General features: G+C 27.7%; 21 protein-coding genes. 4 read left to right on the forward strand and 17 right to left on the reverse strand.

Annotated elements, in window-relative coordinates; genetic code table 11:
* The first annotated feature begins 155 nt into the window (after window positions 1-155).
* Window positions 156-2,762 carry a bifunctional acetaldehyde-CoA/alcohol dehydrogenase gene (adhE, locus tag SFBM_RS06905; protein ID WP_005805230.1) on the forward strand — a complete coding sequence of 869 codons (2,607 nt, stop codon included), beginning with the start codon at window positions 156-158 and terminating at the stop codon, window positions 2,760-2,762.
* An 11-nt stretch (window positions 2,763-2,773) separates the two neighbouring features.
* On the opposite strand, the gene SFBM_RS06910 is transcribed toward adhE, so the two are convergent.
* Both SFBM_RS06910 and SFBM_RS06915 read right to left on the reverse strand, forming a co-directional pair.
* Window positions 2,774-3,418: an rRNA methyltransferase gene (locus SFBM_RS06910; RefSeq protein WP_005805228.1), complete on the reverse strand. Its 645-nt coding sequence runs from the start codon at window positions 3,416-3,418 to the stop codon at window positions 2,774-2,776.
* 60 nt (window positions 3,419-3,478) lie between these two features.
* The gene (locus SFBM_RS06915; protein ID WP_005805226.1) at window positions 3,479-5,077 is read right to left on the reverse strand and encodes an AbgT family transporter; all 1,599 of its coding nucleotides are present in this window, start codon (window positions 5,075-5,077) and stop codon (window positions 3,479-3,481) included.
* Between the two features lie 158 nt (window positions 5,078-5,235).
* On the opposite strand from SFBM_RS06915, the gene SFBM_RS06920 reads away from it, so the two are divergent.
* Window positions 5,236-6,063 carry a Cof-type HAD-IIB family hydrolase gene (locus tag SFBM_RS06920; RefSeq protein ID WP_014018065.1) on the forward strand — a complete coding sequence of 276 codons (828 nt, stop codon included), beginning with the start codon at window positions 5,236-5,238 and terminating at the stop codon, window positions 6,061-6,063.
* 10 nt (window positions 6,064-6,073) lie between these two features.
* On the opposite strand, the gene glmM is transcribed toward SFBM_RS06920, so the two are convergent.
* Genes glmM through cdaA form a run of 7 tightly spaced genes read right to left on the reverse strand, consistent with a single transcriptional unit; the run spans window position 6,074 to window position 11,841 of the window.
* Complete coding sequence (glmM, locus tag SFBM_RS06925; protein WP_005805221.1) at window positions 6,074-7,429, reverse strand: phosphoglucosamine mutase; 1,356 nt, start codon at window positions 7,427-7,429, stop codon at window positions 6,074-6,076.
* A 15-nt stretch (window positions 7,430-7,444) separates the two neighbouring features.
* Window positions 7,445-7,972: a 2-oxoacid:acceptor oxidoreductase family protein gene (locus SFBM_RS06930; protein WP_007439922.1), complete on the reverse strand. Its 528-nt coding sequence runs from the start codon at window positions 7,970-7,972 to the stop codon at window positions 7,445-7,447.
* Between the two features lie 10 nt (window positions 7,973-7,982).
* Window positions 7,983-8,714, reverse strand: coding sequence for a thiamine pyrophosphate-dependent enzyme (locus SFBM_RS06935; protein WP_005805218.1), 732 nt, complete (start codon window positions 8,712-8,714; stop codon window positions 7,983-7,985).
* Window positions 8,698-9,798, reverse strand: coding sequence for a 3-methyl-2-oxobutanoate dehydrogenase subunit VorB (vorB, locus tag SFBM_RS06940; protein ID WP_014018066.1), 1,101 nt, complete (start codon window positions 9,796-9,798; stop codon window positions 8,698-8,700). Before vorB ends, SFBM_RS06935 begins: the two co-directional genes overlap by 17 nt.
* A gap of 5 nt (window positions 9,799-9,803) precedes the next feature.
* On the reverse strand, window positions 9,804-10,037 hold the full coding sequence (locus SFBM_RS06945; RefSeq protein ID WP_005805214.1) for a 4Fe-4S dicluster domain-containing protein: 234 nt from the start codon (window positions 10,035-10,037) through the stop codon (window positions 9,804-9,806).
* A 20-nt stretch (window positions 10,038-10,057) separates the two neighbouring features.
* Complete coding sequence (locus SFBM_RS06950) at window positions 10,058-11,020, reverse strand: CdaR family protein (protein ID WP_005805212.1); 963 nt, start codon at window positions 11,018-11,020, stop codon at window positions 10,058-10,060.
* Window positions 10,981-11,841, reverse strand: coding sequence for a diadenylate cyclase CdaA (cdaA, locus tag SFBM_RS06955; protein WP_005805210.1), 861 nt, complete (start codon window positions 11,839-11,841; stop codon window positions 10,981-10,983). The genes SFBM_RS06950 and cdaA overlap by 40 nt, the downstream gene beginning before the upstream one ends.
* An 86-nt stretch (window positions 11,842-11,927) precedes the next feature.
* Between cdaA and SFBM_RS06960 the strand changes: the two genes are divergently transcribed.
* Window positions 11,928-12,890, forward strand: a complete 963-nt coding sequence (locus SFBM_RS06960; protein ID WP_007442294.1) for a hypothetical protein — start codon at window positions 11,928-11,930, stop codon at window positions 12,888-12,890.
* Between the two features lie 72 nt (window positions 12,891-12,962).
* Entirely contained in the window at window positions 12,963-13,664 is a 702-nt protein-coding gene (locus tag SFBM_RS06965; RefSeq protein WP_005805207.1) for a hypothetical protein, read from the forward strand.
* Window positions 13,665-13,695: 31 nt separating this feature from the next.
* Here SFBM_RS06965 and trxA read toward each other — a convergent pair whose 3' ends face one another.
* From trxA to truA, 8 genes are all read right to left on the reverse strand, one after another.
* Window positions 13,696-14,004 carry a thioredoxin gene (gene trxA / locus SFBM_RS06970; protein WP_005805205.1) on the reverse strand — a complete coding sequence of 103 codons (309 nt, stop codon included), beginning with the start codon at window positions 14,002-14,004 and terminating at the stop codon, window positions 13,696-13,698.
* A 6-nt stretch (window positions 14,005-14,010) separates the two neighbouring features.
* On the reverse strand, window positions 14,011-15,204 hold the full coding sequence (gene iadA, locus SFBM_RS06975) for a beta-aspartyl-peptidase (RefSeq protein WP_005805203.1): 1,194 nt from the start codon (window positions 15,202-15,204) through the stop codon (window positions 14,011-14,013).
* Between the two features lie 16 nt (window positions 15,205-15,220).
* Window positions 15,221-16,846, reverse strand: a complete 1,626-nt coding sequence (gene ptsP, locus SFBM_RS06980) for a phosphoenolpyruvate--protein phosphotransferase (RefSeq protein WP_005805201.1) — start codon at window positions 16,844-16,846, stop codon at window positions 15,221-15,223.
* Window positions 16,847-17,034: 188 nt separating this feature from the next.
* Window positions 17,035-17,547 carry a citrate lyase holo-[acyl-carrier protein] synthase gene (locus SFBM_RS06985; protein ID WP_005805199.1) on the reverse strand — a complete coding sequence of 171 codons (513 nt, stop codon included), beginning with the start codon at window positions 17,545-17,547 and terminating at the stop codon, window positions 17,035-17,037.
* A gap of 6 nt (window positions 17,548-17,553) precedes the next feature.
* Window positions 17,554-18,234: an N-acetylmuramoyl-L-alanine amidase gene (locus SFBM_RS06990; RefSeq protein WP_014018067.1), complete on the reverse strand. Its 681-nt coding sequence runs from the start codon at window positions 18,232-18,234 to the stop codon at window positions 17,554-17,556.
* 125 nt (window positions 18,235-18,359) lie between these two features.
* Window positions 18,360-18,752 (reverse strand): 30S ribosomal protein S9, encoded by a 393-nt coding sequence (rpsI, locus tag SFBM_RS06995; protein ID WP_005805195.1) that lies wholly within the window; start codon window positions 18,750-18,752, stop codon window positions 18,360-18,362.
* Window positions 18,753-18,772: 20 nt separating this feature from the next.
* On the reverse strand, window positions 18,773-19,207 hold the full coding sequence (rplM, locus tag SFBM_RS07000; RefSeq protein WP_005805193.1) for a 50S ribosomal protein L13: 435 nt from the start codon (window positions 19,205-19,207) through the stop codon (window positions 18,773-18,775).
* Window positions 19,208-19,318: 111 nt separating this feature from the next.
* Window positions 19,319-20,059: a tRNA pseudouridine(38-40) synthase TruA gene (gene truA / locus SFBM_RS07005; protein ID WP_005805191.1), complete on the reverse strand. Its 741-nt coding sequence runs from the start codon at window positions 20,057-20,059 to the stop codon at window positions 19,319-19,321.
* Between the last annotated feature and the right edge of the window lie 8 nt (window positions 20,060-20,067).

Genomic DNA, 20,067 nt, shown 5'->3' on the forward strand with positions numbered 1-20,067 from the left:
AATAAATTTGTTATTAAAATAACACTATAGGTTATTTTAATAACAAATATGAATATTTTCTTATTAAAAATAGTAATATAATTAAGTAATTGCTGCTATTATTTAGTACTACTATCTATTACTTAATAATTTAGAATTGGAGGATAATAATATCAATGAAATCAAAAAATCAAATACAAGAAAAAGAAACTTCAAATATAAGCTTAGTTATTAATTCTCTAGTAAATAATGCTAAAAAAGCTGAACAAAAACTTTTGAAATTAAATCAAAATCAAATAGATAAAATTGTATCAGCTATGTGTATTGCTGGTGCTGATAAAAACATAGAATTATCAAAATTAGCTATCGAAGAAACTAAACGTGGAGTTTTTGAAGACAAGGTTATTAAAAACCTTTTTGCTACTGAATACATTCATCATGATATTAAACATATTAAAACTGTTGGAATTATAAATGATGATCCAACTAAAGATTATTTTAATGTTGCTGAACCAGTTGGTATTATCGCTGGGGTTACTCCAGTTACAAATCCAACATCAACTGCTATGTTTAAAGCTATAATATCAATCAAAACAAGAAATCCAATAATATTTGCATTCCATCCGTCCGCCCAAAAATGTAGTTCAGAAGCTGCTAGAGTAGTTTATGAAGCTGCTATATCTGCTGGGGCTCCAGAACACTGCATTCAATGGATAAACGAACCATCCATCGAAGCTACTAATTTACTAATGAATCATCCAGAAATAGCTCTCATTTTGGCAACAGGTGGATCCGGAATGGTTAAATCTGCATATAGTTGTGGAAAACCTGCTTTAGGAGTTGGCCCTGGAAATGTTCCAGCTTATCTTGAGAAAACTTGTAACCTTCAGAGAGCTGTATCAGATATCATCATATCCAAAACTTTTGATAATGGTATGATTTGTGCATCAGAACAAACTGCTGTAGTAGATGAAGAAATCTCAAAATATTTTGAAAAATTAATGAAAGAATTAAATTGCCATTTATGTTCTGAAGATGAAATTAAAAAACTCGAAAAATATGCATTTCCTGAAGACAAAAACTCTTGTGTCTTAAATGCCAATATAGTCGGAAAATCAGCTAATGAGATAGCTAAAGAAGCTGGTTTTGAAGTTCCTGAAAAAACAAAGATATTAATTGCAAAAATAGATTCTATAGGCCCTAACTCTCCTCTATCACGTGAAAAATTAAGTCCTATTCTCTCATATATCATTGTTAAAAACTCTGATGAAGGAATCGAAAAATCTTGCCAAATAGTCGAGTTTGGAGGTCTTGGACATTCTGCAGCTATTCATTCATCCAATGAAGATATTATTAAAAAGTTCTCAGAAAAAGTTAAAGCTGGAAGAATAGTTGTAAACTCACCATCAACTCATGGAGCTATAGGTGATTTATATAATTCAAATAGAGCATCCCTAACATTAGGATGTGGTTCTTACGGTAAAAATTCGATAATATCTAATGTTACATGTGAGAATTTAATCAATCTAAAGAGAGTCGCAAGGAGAAAAACTAATATGCAATGGTTTAAAATACCAAAGAAAATATTCTTCGAATGGGGTTCTACCTCATACCTAGAAAAAATGCCTGATATATCTAAAATAATGATAATTACTGATGCTGGAATGGTCAATCTTGGATATGCAGATATAGTTGTAAATCACTTAAATAACAGAATAGATAAAGTAAGTATTGAAATTTTCTCTGATGTTGAACCAGATCCATCTGTTGAAACTGTATTTAATGGTGTTAAAGCTATGAACAGATTTAAACCTGATTGTATCATTGCTTTAGGTGGAGGATCTGCAATAGATGCCGCAAAATCTATGTGGTTATTCTATGAACACCCAGAAATAAACTTCAATGATATAAAACTAAAATTTGTTGATATTAGAAAAAGAATTTACAAATTCCCTAAACTTGGTAATAAAGCTCAATTAGTTGCAATACCTACAACATCTGGAACAGGATCAGAAGTTACTTCATTCTCAGTAATTAGTGATAAAACTAAAAATATCAAATACCCTCTAGCTGATTATGAATTAACTCCTAATGTAGCTATAATAGATCCTCAATTTGTTATGAGCTTGCCAAAATCTGTTACAGCAGACACTGGACTTGATGTTTTAACTCATGCAATTGAAGCATATGTTTCAATATTAGCATCAGATTATACAGATGCCTTAGCTATAAAAGCTATACAATTAGTATTTGAATACTTACCAAGAGCATTTAAAAATGGAAATAATGATAAAGTCGCTCGTGAAAAAATGCATAACGCTTCTTCTATAGCTGGAATGGCATTTACAAACGCCTTTCTAGGTATAAATCACTCACTTGCTCATAAACTTGGAGGAGAATTCCATATACCTCATGGACGTGCAAATGCTATACTCTTACCTCATGTAATTAAATTTAACTCTGAAACACCAACAAAACTTCCATCATTCCCTAAATATGAGAAGTTTATTGCACATGAAAAATATGCAGAGATTTCAAGATCTCTAGGACTTAAAGCTTCTACTACAGAAGAAGGTGTTAATAGTCTAATTAGTGCTATTAAAAAGCTTATGAGTGAACTTGAAATGCCGACAAAAATTTCTGAATGTAATATAAATAAAGAAGAATATATGAGCAAAATAGAATTACTTGCTCTCAAAGCATTCGATGATCAATGTACTGGGGCAAATCCAAGATATCCTCTTGTTGAAGAATTACACGAAATATACAAAAATATATACTAAAAAAGAGTGCATCACTGCACTCTTTTCTTATAACCATTTATAATATAAAATTCTCTTCTATTACTCTCACCTAAAACTTTAGCCCACTTACTCTCAAAAGGAATATCATCCTTTAATATTAAATTAATCTCTTCTATTTCTATATTATATTTATAATATAACGGTCTAAAAATATTTCTAAAATACTCATCATTAAATAAAGGCAAATTCCTCTTTTCTATCTCCATCTTTTCAAATTTATCATTATAGGAAAAACATATTTTAATCATTCCACCATCTATCAATAATTTAGATATATTATGTACAATACCTAGTTCTTCCTTAAATAAACCTTCAAGTAAACTACCCCAAGGTAAATTTATATAAACTTCTGAAAACATATTATATAATAAGTTATCTATATTCTGAACATTCATAATAATATAAATTAAATTACTTACCTTATTTTTATATTGCTTAATTGCATACTTTTTCATAGAATTTCCACAAGAATCTAACCCAATATAAAAATTATTTTTATTATCCAATGCACTAAAATATACAAATGCTCCCTGTCCTGTACCCAAATCAATTATCAACTTATCATACGACTTTATCTTATCTAAAAAATCTTCATTACCTAACTCAATTTCCTTACTACTCCTAAGTATCCTCATAATTCACCTCAATAAATAAGGATAATTTAACCAAAATTAAATTATCCTAAAATCTAGAAATTATTTTAAAAATATAAACGCTTCTGGTCCCAAAGGTAATTTTAAAACCATCCATAATACTAATAATATGATCCAACTTACTAATAAAGCTATCGAATATGGCAACATTAATGATATTAATGTACCTATTCCACTTTTTTTATCATATTTCTTAACAAGCATTGCAATTATTGGGAAATATGGAAGCAGTGGAGTTATTATATTTGTAGTTGAATCACCTATTCTGTATGCCATCTGAGTAAACTCTGGACTATAACCTAGCCTCATAAATAATGGAACAAACACAGGAGCTATTATGGCCCACTTAGCTGATGCACTTCCTATAAATAAATTTATAAAACCAGTTATAATTATAAATCCTATTATGAGCGGTATTCCTACAAACCCTATATTCTCTAGAATTTCAGCTCCATCTACTGCAATTATTGTAGCAATCTTACTTTTCTCAAATAAATTTATAAACTGTGCTGCAAAGAATGACAATACCAAATATGACCCCATAGATGACATAGATTTTGACATAGCATTGATGATATCACTATCTTTCTTAATTTTCCCTGATCCAATCCCAAAAAACACTCCAGGAATTAAAAATAACAGCGCAAGTATAACAACAATACCACTAATAAATGGTGATTTATTAATTATTGAACCTGTCTCTGGATTCCTAAGCATCCCACCAGGCAAAAGTCCTATTCCAATTATGATACAAAATACCAATAAAGAAATTCCTGCATATAAAAGACCTTTTTTTTCACTTTTAGTAAACTTAAATGAATTCTCATCTTGAACTTCAACTTGCTCAACTAAATTATCAGGATTTTGATTTTTTTCAAGTCTTGGAATTATTACATATTCGGTTATAAGTGTTCCAACTATAGTTATTAAAAAAGTAGAAACTACCATAAAATAATAATTACTTGTTGGATTTACCATATATGATGGATCTATTATATTTGCTGCTGATTGACTAAGTCCACTTAATAATGGATCTATAGTTCCTATAAGAAGATTTGCTGAAAATCCCCCAGAAACACCAGCAAAAGCAGCAGCAATACCGGCTATAGGATTTCTACCAAAACTCTTAAATATTATAGCACCTAGTGGAACTAACACAACATATCCGGCATCAGAAGCTACATTAGACAAAACTCCTAAAAACACAACAACAATTGTTATCAATCTTTTTGGAGTGCTTAATATAAGTTTCTTTATTAAAGCATCTATTAAACCAGTTCCTTCAGCCACTCCAACTCCGAGCATAGAAACCAACACGACACCTAAGGGCGCAAAACTTGTAAAATTAGTAACTATACTGGTCAGAAAATTAGACATAGCTTCTTTTGTAAGTAAATTTGTTACCTGAACTTTAACTGCCTCAGATACACCATCTTTTAATGTTTCATACTCAGCTACAATGTTCATATTACTTAAAATATAAGAAGCAATAACAGTTATTATACTTAATAAAACAAACAATGTTACTGGATCTGGTAACTTATTACCTACAACCTCAATAAAATTAAGACTTTTATTAAGTATCCCAACTTTTTTATTATCTAATGAATGTTTCTCTTTTCTACTTCTTTTTTGAGTCAAATTATTTATCTTCCTTTCATTTATAAATATTTTAAATTATAATACTAATATCTCAATATTATTTTAGTATTTGAACAATTATTATACAATATTATTATAAATATCTCAATGAAAAAAACATTTTTTTGTTAAATTATATAATTAAAGGAGATTCTTAAATGTCAAATATAAAACTTTGCGTATTTGATTTAGATGGTACACTTTTAAATTCTAACAAGGAAATTACAAAGGAAACACTACAAGCTTTGCAAAAACTAAAAAATAAAAATATACAATACACAATAGCAACTGGAAGAATAGACATCCTCGCTAGAAAGTATCAAAAACAAATAAAATCCAACTTACCTATAATATCTTGTAATGGATCTCTCATACGTGATTTATCTAATAATATACTTTATAAAAAATCTTTAGATTTCAATATTGTTAAAAATTTAGTAGACTTCTATAATTTAAATAATCTAAACTTTATGTTATATACTGAAACTGCTATATTAAGTACGCCCAATAATCCAAGATTAAAATTACTAGAAAAACTAAATCTATCATCGGATCTAAAAGATAAATTTGAAGTTGAAATAATACATAAAGATATACAAAACTATTCTAATCTATCATTTTTAAAATCACTAACACACATAGATAATAGAGAAAAACTTTTAAATATAGAATCTCAATTAAATAAAAAATTTAAAAATTTATCTATTGTATCATCAGATGAAAAATTACTCGATATAATGCCTCCAGGTGTAAATAAAGGAACTGCACTCCATAATTTATGTAAAATATTAGACATCGATAAAAATGAAATTATTGTATTTGGTGATAACTTTAACGATATAGAAATGATTAATTTTGCACATATATCTGTTGTCCCTTCAAACAGTGAACAACATATAAAAAATATGGCAACATATGTAACAAAAAGTAACGACGATAATGGTATTGCCTTTGCAATAAATGAATTCATACTAAAGAGTGTGTAGTATAAAAATACTACACACTCTTTAATTTAAGATTAATAGCCCCTACAATATCATCAACAATATTTTTAATCATATCCATATCTTCACCTTCAGCCATGATCCTAATTAAATTCTCTGTTCCGGATTCTCTAACTAAAATTCTACCATTCCCTGAAAGCTCATTCTCATATCTATTTATCAAGTCATTAACTTCTTTATCCTCTTTATATATCCTTTTATTAAATTCATCAACCTCTATATTAACTAATAATTGTGGAAATTCCTTTATAACTGAACATAAATCTTTTAAACTCTTTCCTTTTTCCTTAACTATCTTGCTTATTATTAAAGATGTTAAAATTCCATCACCTGTTTTATTATCAAAAAGTATTATGTGCCCAGATTGCTCTCCTCCAACTACATAATCATTCTCATTCATGTTTTGAAAAACATACTTATCTCCAACACCTACTGTAGATATAGATATATCAAACTTATCTAAAGATTTATAAAGTCCCAAATTACTCATAACTGTTACGACTATTGTATTCTTATTTAAAATTCCTTGTTCCTTAAAATAAATAGCAATTAAACCCATTATATGATCACCATTTATTATATTACCCTCATGATCAACAGCTAAGCATCTATCTGCATCTCCATCATATGCAAATCCTAAATCGCAATTATTTTCAACAACAAATTTAGATATCTCATCCATATATGTAGATCCACATTTATTATTAATATTAACCCCATTAGGATAATCGTTTATAATCAAAAACTCAGCACCTGTAGCCTCAAATACTCTTCTTGCAATAGAATAAGCTGCACCATTAGCACAATCTACACCAATTTTCAACCCACTTAAATCATTTTTTCCCAAATTACTCAACAAAAAATCAATGTAATCGGTAATCATTTCACTAGAAAATTCAATTTTACCAATATCATCAAAACCATCCATATTGCTAACATTTAATAAATTAAAATACAAATTCTCAATTTCATTTTCTAAATCATCATTAAGTTTTACACCATTACTATCAAAAAACTTTATTCCATTATACTCATATGGATTATGTGATGCAGAAATCATAACACCACCAAGCAACTTAAATTTTTGAATTAAATAAGCTATAGCTGGTGTAGGAACATTCGATACTCTTATAACATCTATACCAGTAGATGCTATACCTGCACATATACTATACTCAATCATAGAGCTTGAAATTCTTGTATCAATGCCCACAACTATTTTTCTATTATCTATCACACCTTTAGATAATACCTTAGCTCCACACTTACCAATATTATAAGCAAGTTCTCCAGTTAATTTAATATTTGCGATTCCTCTAATACCATCTGTACCAAATAATTTACCCATAAATTAACTCCTTATTTACACAAAATCATATCCTATTTTCAAAGCCCTTTTATTATCTTCAATACTAAATTTAGCATTAGTATAACTAGTAAAAACATCAAATATAGAATCCATAGATATTTTATTCATAACCTTAATTAAAGATCCAAGCATAACAATATTCCCAAAAACCTTTTCTGATATACTTTTAGCCATACTCTGAATAGGTATATCCAAATAATTAACACTTGATCTTCTATTATATGATTTAACTATATCTGAGTTAATAAGCATAAATCCACTATCCAAAACCTTACTTTCATATTTATTAAAAGATGGATAATTCATAGCAACCATGTATTTAGGCCTAAGTACAATCGGCGATAAAATCTTTCTATCACTCATTACAACAGAACAACTTGCTGTTCCTCCTCTCATTTCTGGGCCATAGGATGGGAACCATGTAACATTTAATCCACTCTCAAGTGCAGCATAAGACAACATTTTTGATATAAATAATATACCTTGTCCCCCAAAACCAGAAAATAAAACTTCCAAATTCATATTATCAACTCTATTCCTTAAATATTTTAATATCAAATTCTTTACACATATTCTCTTCAACCCATTTTAATGAATCTACTGCACTTTTTCCCCAATTAGTTGGGCATGTTGATAATATTTCTATTAAACAAAACCCTTCACCATTTCTAACATACTCAAAAGCTTTACTTATGGACTTTTTAGTATTTATAATACCCTTTAAATTATGAGTTGAAACTCTTTCCAAATATCTAACACTCTCTATAGTTTCAAGCATTTCACATATCTTAATAGGAGTACCATAATGATCCTTATTTCTACCCATAGGAGTAGTCTCTGTAACCTGACCATTTAACGTCGTAGGTGCCATTTGCCCTCCTGTCATTCCATAGGTTCCATTATTTATAAATATAACAACTATATTTTCTCCTCTTGAAGCTGCATGTATAATTTCAGAAGTCCCTATAGCAGCCAAATCCCCGTCCCCTTGATAAGTAAATACAACTCTATCTTTTAAAAGCCTTGACACAGCAGTTGCTACTGATGGTGCTCGTCCATGTGCCGCACTAATAAAATCACAATTTATATACTCATATATAAAAACTGAACATCCTACTGATGCAATCCCAACTGATTTATCTAATATATCAAGCTCATCTAAGACTTCAGCAATAATATTATTTATTATTCCATGAGTACATCCTGGACAATAATGACTCTTAACATCTATAATTCCTTTAGAAGGTTTAAACTTTATACTCATTAACTTCTCCTTTAATAATACCTTTCACATATTTGATTACACTCTCATAATCTATTATATCTCCAGAAACCTCTGCATAAGAATAAACTTTATTATTACCATAAGAAGATAAAATTACATCTTCAATCATTTGTCCAAAATTCATCTCAACACATAAAAATCCATATTTAGTATTCTCAGACATATGCTTTATAATATCATAAGGAAATGGCCATAAAGTTATGGGTCTAATTATACCAACTTCTATATTTTCCTTCTTTAATTCCTCAGCAGCTTTTTCACATGTTCTTGAAATCATGCCAAAACATACCAAAATAATATCTACTTTTTTATCTAAATAAATTTTTTCATATCTAATCTCATTTTTCTTTATTTGTAAATATTTATTACTAAGATTATCCATATGCCTCTTCAAATCATCATTATCTAAATTTAATGATTTTATTATATTTCTATTCTTCCTATGTAATTTACCATTTGAACTCCATGGCTTTAAGCTTATTATATCACTTAACGTATGCACCCTATCTTCATATTCATCCTCTATATCTAATGACTCCATAACTTGTCCGAGAGTACCATCTAAAAATATAATTACTGGATTTCTATATTTATCAGCTAAATCAAACGCCTCTATCGTTAAATCATATATTTCTTGAACACTGTTTGGCGCTAAAACAATGGCTCTAACTCCTCCATGCCCCAATCCTTTAGTCATAAAAAAATAGTCCTGTTGAGAAGGTTGTATTCCTCCTAGTCCTGGTCCAACACGGCACACATTAACTATAACGCATGGAAGTTCAGATCCAACTATATAAGATATACCTTCCGCTTTTAAACTCATTCCAGGACTAGCTGTTGAAGTCATAACCCTAAATCCTGCTGCTGCTGCTCCATAAACCATATTAATCGCAGAAATTTCACTCTCAGCTTGAATAATTAGCCTATTATGTTCCGGCATTTTTTTTGATAAATATGCAACTAGCTCTGTCTGCGGAGTTATAGGATATCCAAAAAACGCATTACATCCAGCTCTTATAGTAGCCTTCCCTAAAGCTTCACATCCTTTACATAAAATTCTCAATATTATTACCCCTCATTATTAATTATAGTTATTACTGAATCTGGACATATCCTAAAACAAGATCCACATCCTATACATTTTTTTTGATTATCTAAAGTTATCCTAGCAAAATTATATCCTATTATATTTAAATTATCTGACATACTTATTATCCCTTTAGGACAAAATGTCTCACATAATCTACATCCTTTACACCTATCTTCCCTAAATAATACTTTATAAATAATTATCACCTCCATTCTAACATTAAAATTTAATTCTACTGATCAATTTTACTAACCTTAACTTTTATAACTACAGAATTTTTATTATCAATAGTTTCTATACCACTTGCTATCTTAAAAGGTACTTCTATTATGGAGTTTTCAGTTATTTCTGACAAATTTACACTCTCAGATGAAATTTTATATATATTTGATATAACATCCTCTATACCTATTATTTTTATTACCTTAGGAATAACTTCAACACTTTCTAGTTTCAACCCTTCTGGTAAATTATTAATAAATGGTACATCAATTTCTACTTCTTTCATAGCCCTAACCATAATATACATCTCTACAACATCTGGATATATATCTAAAAACTCATTTATTTCCTTACCATCTTTATTTAAAAATTTAACCTTTAAACTCTGATATATATCCTGTTTTAAATCGGTAAAACTTGCGTTAACAACTGCTTTATCTACTTCATTTACATATTTAGATGCTCCCGATACTATAACATATTCAGGAGTTATTACAGGTTCAAAAGAATAAAATCCATCTATATTAACATTATCAATTACTTTATCTATAGATACTCTTTTCTCAACAAATTCATCTATTTGAACTTTAATATCCAAATCATTAGGCTTTGTTATAGATATATTTGGAGGAATACTCCTTATATATCCCCTAACTATATTTTCACCCTTTTGAAGATCATATAAGCTTAAGTCTAAAAATATCTCAAAATTATCAGGTTTCAAATTATAAATATCATTTGCCTTACCTTCTACACTCAAATTAACCGTAAATTTTTGATTAGGTAAAACAATCAATCCATTTTTCTTAAGACTCAAACTATTTATAACATTAACAGGTATGTTATAAACTTTAGTAGTTAATACAGGATTCAAAGAGATAACTATATATACCCAAAGTATAAATGAAATTACAAAACATAATATCTTCACAATTATTCCTTGTGTTTGTTTTTTACTTTTCCCCTTATCCAACCTTTTACCCTACCTTTAAATGATGATGTTTTTAAGCTATTATACTCAAACATCCTATTTAGTAAAGAATTTAACTTTTCAAAATCATAATTTCTAGTTATCTTACCATTTACGAATAAAGATATAATTCCTGTTTCTTCTGATACCACAATAACAGCAGAATCACTTACCTCGGATATACCAAGAGCAGCCCTATGACGTGTCCCCAAACTCTTATCTATATTTTGATAACTCAACGGAAGGAAACAACCAGCCGCCTCAATTAAACCACCCTTTATAACTATAGCTCCATCATGAAGAGGACTATTAGGAAAAAATATAGTCTCTATTAACTCAGATTTTACCTTCGAATTAATCGTTGTACCACTCTCTATAATATCTCCAAGTTTTGTATTTCTCTCGATTACAATCAATGCTCCAATATTTTTATTAGACATGTTCGCAATAGCTTTACATATTTCCACTATAAAATCATTTTTAATATACTCATAATTTTTATTATATCTATTTCTATCTGAAAATGCACTCCTGCCTAAATGTTCTAAAGCCTTTCTTATCTCTGGTTGAAACAATATAACAATTGTCAAAACTCCTATAGTTAAAGTATTTTTTAATATTGAATATACCATAGTTAAATTTAAAAGATAACTAATAGGCATAAGAAATAACATAAATAAAATACCCTTTAACAATTGTTCCGCTCTTGTTTCTTTTATTAACATGTAAACCTTATATAAAGCATATGCTACTATAGATATATCTATTAAATCAAATAGATTAATATTTTTTATAGTATTAAAAACTATATTTAAAAAACCCAATTATTTACCTCTTTTTTCTTTTTTAAGAATTTATTAACTAAATAAATAATATAATAAACTAACTAATTTTAAAAGGGGAGAAAATTTTGTATATAAAAAAAACTCTATTTAAATTTATATCCATATTCCTATTTGTTATTTTTTTTAGTATATGTTGTTTTATAACATACTTAATTATAAAGAAAGAACATAACCATAAATATAAATTAGATTCCTATATATCATATCTAAATAGCACATATAAAATTTTAGATAATGATATAAATTCCGAGGAAAACATAAATAAATCTCTTGATAACATAAATATAATGCAAAAATCTAAAAAAAATTTAAATACATCTATGAAATTAAATGAGATAGAAACATTTAATCACCTAATACATTCCTCTGAATTATATATTAAACAATTACAAAACCTCAAAAATGACAAAAACACTATAAATGAAAATATAGTTTCCTTAAAAAACTATTTTGACGATATATTATCTAGTCTGAAATCTTTACCCGCAAATTCAAATTTATTAAATGAAATAATTGAAACAATCACAAATGTACAAACTGCATATGAAAATAATTTTTATACAGAAAAAATAAACTCCATATCAAATGTAAACTTACATAATTTTATAAATAAACTCAATTCTATACTGTATGATTTTCTCCCACTTATGGAAAACATAGAGGAAAAACTAAATCAGGCTAGAGAAAATAAATATGATTATCAGCTAATTATTAATAAGTTAGAAAAAAATCTAACTGTAAATGATAATCTTAAAATATCTTTGTCGAAATTACCTATTCCACAAGATGGACTCAATTTATACCATCAAATGGAGGAAATCTTAGAAACATACAATGAATATAATACAAAATTAAAATACTGTATTAAAAATGAAAATTTATCAAAAAAAGAAGAATTGACTAAAGAATTTATAGGTAAAATATATGAACAGACAGATTATATATATTCAAAACTTTTAAACCAATATAACACCTTAAAGCATAAAATAGATTCTAAATTAAGTATCTCAACTTACTTATATAAATAAACTAATAATTTTCAAAATTTTTGTACAAAATAAAAACGATTTACTATACCTTTAAATTTTTCGGAGGTATTTATGAACAATTTAAAATTTATAGCATTAAGTTTATCGTTAGGTACAATGACAATAATTCTTCCTTTCATAAACACACAAGCCCTACCTATATATGATGATACTAATGAAAAACAAATAATTACTCCATTAAATATGTTTAATACTGAAAACAAACACATCAAAAGAAACCAAAAGGAAGAAATGAGTGAAATCTTAGTAAAATTATATAATAATTATAATGCAATTTTAAAGAGAGGTCTGGAAATAAATGATGTGAAAAATTCAGATCTATATTTTAATATAACCAAACAAAAATCTAATATAAAAGAATTATTGTATAATATTATAAATTATCCGTACTATATTGTTAATTCAGAAATAGAACAGAATTTTTTAAAATCTAATATATCATTTTGCAACTTAAGTAAAATATATATGCAAGAAGAAAATTTAAATCGCATATTCAATATTACAAATATAGATGAGATAAAATATGATTTAAATAATATATTAGATATTATAACATTATCCGTAGATATAGTAAAAAATTTTGAAGGAGAATATAATAATGACTTCTTAAATGAAAGTACTCTCCATCTAAATTTCTTAGTTCATAATAACATATATGATATGGATTCATTCAATGAAAATAAATATACTATTAAAAATTTAATAAATAAAATATCTTCATATATTGATAATATTTTAGTAGAATATAGATAATAAAAGAGATGCTATTTAAGCATCTCTTTTATTATCTATTCTTATTAACAAAATCAACTAAGTCTTTCTTTTGCATAGCACCAATAAACCTATCACATACCTCCCCATTCTTAAATAAGATAACAGTTGGTATACTCATAACCCTATATGTTCTAGCACTTGTACTCTCATCAACATTCATTTTAACACATTTTACGTCGCTAACTTCTTTAGAGAACTCTTCAAATATAGGCGCAAAATTTTTACAAGGACCACACCAATCTGCATAAAAATCTATCAAAACAATCCCTTTATGCTCTAAAACTTCTGTTTTAAAATTTGTATCATTAACCTGAATCATATTTTTTTACTCCTTAATAAAAGTTTCCTTAGCTAATATTTTACCTTCCTCCATCATCTTTTTACCATTTGAAAACACGTATTTTAACTCATAATCTTTATTATCTACAAGTATAAAATCCGCATCATTATATCTCTTTATTTCACCTTTATAATGTAATCCTAAAATATTAGCCACATTTTTAGTTACAATAGATATTATATCACTTTTCGGCAAAGAATTGCTAATTAATAATTCTTTAATTTCATTGTAAAGAGATTTTGGTTTTCCTATTCCGATACCAGCAAACTTTCCATCATCACCAATAATAGGAAGACTACCTTGAGCATCTGAAGAACAAGTAATATGAGATATTGCTACTCCATCAGATATAATATTTGGCAATATATTACTAACTCTTAATTCTTCTTCTTCTTTTATTCCTCTAACATAACTACTAGTTAAATCAAAGTATCCACCTTTTATTCCATATTCAATCGCACTATTTAAAAGTTTTTTATTCCTATTAACATGTGTTGGTATAATCTGATCCAAAGATATATCCTTATTCATACACAATTCAAATAAATATTTTAAACCATCTTCAGAATCTCCTATATGTATGTGGACAATACCTTTTTTATTTGCCAACAATCCTCCAACTCTTGCATCATAAATAACCTTAATAAATTCTTCAAAACTTGGTTTAGAAGATCTATAATCAGATAAAGCAATTTCTCCAACTCCAATTACTTTAGGAATTAGCATTAAATCACTCTTTATGCTATTTGTTATAGTCTTAACTGGTATTTCATAAGATCCTGTATAGATATATGAGCTTATTCCTTCTTCCTCAAGTCCATATGCTTTAGCAAGTAAATTATTCATATTTCTACATATACTATCCGTACCTAAACATCCAACAACTGTTGTAATACCACCAGATATTAGGTCAAAAAAATTAATCTCAGGAGTCCTACTCTTAAATCCAGATTCTCCTCCACCTCCTGATATATGAACATGTGAATCTATAAGTCCTGGGAACATAATTAATCCAGTACCATCAATTATTTCATATTCAGTAAAACAATTACCATACTTAAATTCATCATATATACCCTCTATTTTATTAAATAAAATAACAACATCTTTTTTCCCAATATTATCTGGAGAATATATTTCCACATTTTTAACTATAGTTACAATTAAAATCGCCCCCATAAAAATAATATATAAATTATTTCTTATTTAATATTTCTAATATTTGCTTTTTTGCTGGCAGAATAGATGTTGCAGACATAGAAAATTCATCTAATCCATATTCTAATAATTTCGGAATAGCCTCCTCATCTCCTGCCATTTCCCCACACATTCCTACCCATTTTCCTTCAGCATGTGCTCCGTCTATAGTCATTTTTATAAGAGACAGTACCGATGGATTCATTGGATTATATAAATATGATACTTTTTCATTCATCCTATCACATGCAAGTGTATATTGAATTAAATCATTTGTACCAATGGAAAAAAAATCAACTTCTTTTGCAAATTCTCTGGCAGAAACTGCTGTAGAAGGTATCTCAACCATAATCCCAACTTCAATAGAATCACTTACATCATATCCCTCATTAATAAGTTCACTTCTACATTCTTCTAAAATTTTCTTACACTGTGTAAACTCCTCAATACATGAAATCATAGGAAACATGATCTTAAGATTACCATAAATAGATGCACGTAAAAGAGCTCTCAACTGTACCTTAAATATATCAACTCTATCTAAACAAAGTCTTATCGCTCTATATCCTAAAAATGGATTCATCTCTTCTCCAACATTTAAATAACTTAATTTCTTATCTCCACCTATATCCAATGTTCTTATAACAACAGGCTTACCATTCATTTTATCAAGAACTTCTTTATAAGAATTAAATTGTTCTTCTTCAGATGGCATAGAATTTCTATCCATATATAAAAATTCAGTTCTAAATAAACCTACACCATCAGCTCCATTTTCAATTACCTGATCTATATCTTTAACAGATCCAATATTCCCACATATCTCAATATGCCTCTTATTAAAATCATAAATTTTAATATCTTTTAATTCCTTTAATCTCTCTTTCTCTTCTTCATACATCTTTATCTTAGATTTAAATTCATTAATTTCACTATCACTTGGGTTTAAAATTACAACTCCGTTGATACCATCAACTAAAATTTCATCTCCAGATTTGACAATTTCAGTTATATTACCCATCCCAACAATTGCAGGTATTTCCATAGTTCTTGCCATTATAGCAGAATGTGAAGTCCTCCCTCCAATATTGGTTAAAAAAGCACATACTTTTGATTTATCCAATTGTGCTGTATCAGACGGTGTTAAATCATGTGCAACAACTATAGTGTTATATTCATTAATACTTACATCATTACTAATACCTAATAAATTTCTTATTATCCTATCTCCAACATCTTTAATATCTGTAGCACGCTCTCTCATATATTCATCATCAATACTTGACATTATTGATACTAACTCATTTCTAACCTCATCTATAGCATAATCTGCTGTTATAGCTTTACTCTTTATAATATCCTTAGCCTTATCTATAAATTCAGGATCATCAAGTATCATCTGATGACTTTCAAATACTAAAGATTCCTCCTTTCCTACTTCAATTTCAGTCATCTTTCTTAAGGTCTCCAATTGTTCTCTAGTTTTATCTAAAGAAACATTTAATTTTTTTATTTCACTTTCTACATCATCAATTTTTGATTTATTAATTTCTATCTTTATATCTTTCTTTATAAATGCTTTTCCTATAGCATACCCCTTAGAAGCCGCAATTCCCTTCATCATAATAAAGAATTCCTCCCATAAAATACATAAAAAAAACAATAAATTACTTTTAAAATTATATAATTATAATTCATTTTCATTTATAATAAATATACTAAAGTAATAAATATACAATAACTATTTTTACAATAATAAGTGTAAAACTTTTCCCAAATATATTCAAGCACAATTATGACAAATATTTATCTCTATACTACTGAAAAAAAATATTTCCTAAGTTCTGAATACTTACTACTTAAAAATTTTATTATTTGCTCTCTATTATGTTTTTTATTTATATCACAATTAATATATTCTTCGTTACGACATATAGGACAAATCCTATAATCTGAATTAGACTCACTTCTTTTTATAAATCTATTCTCTATTTTATCATATACCATATAAACTCCCAGCATTCCTAAGTCATCTTCATCCTCAAATACAGACATATCATGCTTTAAACTAAAGGAATCTTTATTTATAACAACAAATATTATAGGTCCTTCTTCATCACTCATAATCATTTTAAAAGTCATATAATCTCCATATAATGACTCAAGCTTATCAATAATCAAATTTAAAATAGAAAGAGACACCTCTGCTTTTTTAACTTCCTTATAATAAATAGGTCTAATTATCACAATATTACCTTCAGATTTTGCAAGCAAATTGTCAATAAATATACTTGATTGTATCTTACCTTTAAAATTAAATATCAATATTCATTACCTCCCATTAAAGTAATCATCAATAGCCATTCCTAAAGAATTACAAAATTCATATTGGTATGATTCATCCTTCAATTTACGCTCTTCCTCATCATTAGAGATAAATCCACATTCAACTATAACGGATGCACCATCATAGCCATCCCTTAAGATTACATAATCATTTTTAACACCTTTTGGTTGTCTATTATGTTGTTGATTCAAAGTATTCTTAAATTGTTTGTGCATATTTTCAGCTAACTTTTTACTCTTCTCGCTATAAAATGGATACCATACTTGGGAACCTTTAGCAGAAGCATCTGGAAACTTATTCATATGAATACTTATAAAAACATCACAAGCAACCTCTCTTTTCATAATACATCTCTTATTTAAATCATCTCTTTTCTGCTGTTTAACACTTCCACCACTTGATAAAGAAACATCGTTTTCTCTTGTCATAAATACCTTATATCCTTTATTTTCTAATATCTCCTTCAACTTAATAGACATCTCTAAATTTAAATCTTTTTCTAAAGTATTATTTCTAGAAACAGCTCCGCCATCCATTCCACCATGACCAGGATCTATTAATATAACTTTTCCTGTATTATATATTTGTGCTTTTACATTAAAGGAAAGGCATGTAAATATAAAAATACATATCAAAAAAACTTTACATAAATTATATATTTTCATTTTTAAAAACTCTCCTACACAATCTAATCTCAGTTTTTATAATTAACATTTTTAATTATTTTTATGTAAACTAAAATAAAGTCCGAACAAAATTTGTTCGGACTTTATTTTTAATAAAACTTATATTATCTCTTAGAAAATTGAGGAGCTCTTCTAGCCTTCTTCAATCCATATTTCTTTCTTTCCTTCATTCTTGGATCTCTTGTTAAAAATCCTTCTTTTTTAAGAATTGATCTTAAATTATCATCAACCTTAATTAAAGCTCTCGAGATTCCATGCCTTATAGCTCCTGCTTGACCTGTAAGACCTCCGCCATGAACATTCACCTTGACATCATAACTCGACATAGTATTTGTTAAAACAAGTGGTTGATTAACTATATACTTTAAAGTATCTAATCCAAAGTAATCGTCTATATTTCTCTTATTTATTATAACATTACCACTCCCAGGAACTAAAAACACTCTAGCAACAGATTTCTTTCTTCTTCCTGTTCCCATATACTGAATTTTACTCATCTACTAATCCTCCTCTCAAATTAATACTTCAATTCCAACTTTACTGGATTCTGAGCTTGGTGATTATGCTCATTTCCCTTATATATCTTAAGTTTCTTAATTTGACGTCTTGCAAGAGGACCACTTGGTAACATCCTTCTCACAGCCTCATAAAATAAAAACTCAGGTTTTTTATCTAAAAGCTTATTGTACGAAATCTCCTTACGTCCACCTGGATAGCCTGTATGGTAACTATACATCTTTTGACTAAGTTTTTTACCAGTTAAAACAATTTTATCTGCATTCAATACTATTACAAAATCTCCTAAATCCATATTAGGTGTAAACTCTGGCTTGTGCTTACCTCTTAATATAGAAGCTATTTGACTTGCTGCTCTTCCTAAAACCATTCCTTCTACATCAACTACATACCATTGTTTCTGAATATCATTCTCTTTTGGTAAATGTGACTTCATAATATCCTCCTAACAAAAGTGATACTTCTTATTTATAAAAATCCGGGGCAGTGGATTTATTTTTCAACTTAATACATAACATTGCTATTATAATAAAATTTAATTTCTATGTCAATTCTCATAAAAAACTTTTTTTAAGCATAAACCCTTTGCTTCGCTAACAAAACCTGCTTTATTCCTATTCCTAGATTTTATTATATGTTGAATATCTTGAGACTCAATTTTACCCTGACCTACCATTATCAAAGTACCTACAATTATTCTAACCATATTATATAAAAAACCATTTCCTAAAATATTGTAAATTATAATATTATCTTCCTTATAAATACTACTTTTAAAAATTATTCTAATCGTATTTTTTATTGAAGAATTACTACTCATAAATGCCCTAAAATCATGTTCACCTTCAAAATACTTACATGCCTTATACATAGAATTAAAATCTAATTCATATCTAAAATGCATATAATATTGATATTTAAAAGGATCCATAACATCTCCGTTAAATATCTTATATTCATATTCTTTTTTCAAGGCATCATATCTCGAATGAAACTTTTCATCCACATAAAATACATCTAAAATTCTTATATCATAAGGTAAATAAGTATTTAATGCATTCTTTATATTTACACATGACACTCTAAAATTATCTAAATGAATATTAAAATAAAATTCTTTAGCATGAACACCAGCATCAGTTCTACTACATCCTATAATATTTACTTTTATTTTAAATATTTTGTAAAAAACATCCTCTATAACACCCTGTATACTTATTTTTTCCTTCTGTTTTTGGAATCCATGATAATTTGATCCTAAATAACATATTTTAAAACAAATATTCAATTTTATAT

It is taken from the genome of Candidatus Arthromitus sp. SFB-mouse-Japan (genome assembly GCF_000270205.1).
Taxonomy (GTDB): Bacteria; Bacillota; Clostridia; order Clostridiales; family Clostridiaceae; genus Dwaynesavagella.